Annotated in this window: 1 protein-coding gene; it reads left to right on the top strand. The window is 74.4% G+C overall.

The features are described 5' to 3' along the window. Nucleotides 1–260: 260 nt before the first annotated feature. Nucleotides 261–1,290 (top strand): LacI family DNA-binding transcriptional regulator (locus tag E1283_RS36270; protein ID WP_132822402.1); only part of this gene is annotated, 1,030 nt, incomplete at its 3' end.

The raw sequence follows: 1,290 nt of genomic DNA, 5'->3' as shown, positions 1-1,290 counted from the left end.
TCCACCAGCTGGCGCGCGGCCTCGGCGAAGGCGCGGACGCGGGCGGTCGCGTTGTTGGCCCGCCACAGCAGGGCCCAACGCAGCGGCGGGGAGTCGCTGAACGGCACGTAGACGACGTCGGGGCGGAAAGTTCCCGGTCTGTGGCTCTTGCCCGCGCCGCTTACCCCCGCTTAACATCCCGTCCACACGATCGAATCGATTCGACGAATCGATTCGACAACAGACCGTAGGCACGGGCACGGCACCGCGAAGGAGCGGGAATGGTCACGATCAAGGATGTCGCGGAGCGCGCGGGGGTCGCCCCGAGCACCGTGAGTTACGTCCTCAGCGGTTCCCGCAAGATCTCGGACCGGACCCGCGGCGCGGTGCACGAGGCCATCGCCGCGCTCGGGTACCACCCGCGCGCCAGCGCGCGCACGCTGCGCAGCGCCCGCAGCGAGGTGCTGGTGCTGGCCGTGCCGCGGGAGCCCGGGAAGTACCGGGCGATGGACGGCCGGTTCGCCATCGAGATCAGTGACGCGGCCCGGGGCCACGGCTACGACGTGCTGATGATGACCGAGCCCGACGGCGTCGAGGGGCTGCGGCGGATCGCCCGCAGCGGGCTGGCCGACGCGGCGATCCTGATGGCCGTCCGCGAGGCGGACCCCCGCGTCGTCGCGCTCCGCGAGTTCGGCTTCCCCACCGCCCTGCTCGGCCACGGCGACGAGCGCGACGAGACCGAGGTGCCCTGGGTGGACCTCGACTGGGAGGCGGCCGTCGCCCTCGCCGTGCGGGAGTGCGTGGCGGCCGGCCACCAGCGGATCGTCTTCTGGGCGTCGGCCGAGCACGAGATCGCGGCCCGCCGCGGCTACGCCATGCACGGCCTCGACGGTGCCAGGGCCGCCGCCCGGGAGACCGGCGCCGACGTCCGCGTGCACCCGTCGACCGCGGACGCCGAGCTGCTGCGGTCCCGGCTGCGCGACGTGCTCGCGACCCGGCCCGCGCCCACCGCGCTGGTGGTCCAGCACCTGATCCCACTGCCCCTGCTGCTCGACGAGATCGCGGCGCTCGGCCTGCGGGTGCCGGACGACCTGTCCGTGGTGCTGGTCGGCAGCATCCCGGACGAGCCGTCGTTGGTCTCGCTGCCCCGCATCGACCTGCCGGTGAGCCGGATGGCGGCCGCCGTCGCCCAGCTCGCGGTCCAGGCCATCGGCGCCGAGGGCGTGCCGGGGGCCCGCGCGCCACACGAGCTGATGTCCCCCGGGATGGCACCGGGCCCCGTCATCGCCAAGCCGTCCCCCTCCCTCGGCT

The organism is Streptomyces hainanensis (assembly GCF_004348415.1).
GTDB classification, from domain to species: Bacteria; Actinomycetota; Actinomycetes; order Streptomycetales; family Streptomycetaceae; genus Streptomyces; species Streptomyces hainanensis.
The sequence above is the reverse complement of the archived record's forward strand: the minus strand, read 5'-3'. Positions and strand labels throughout refer to the sequence as shown.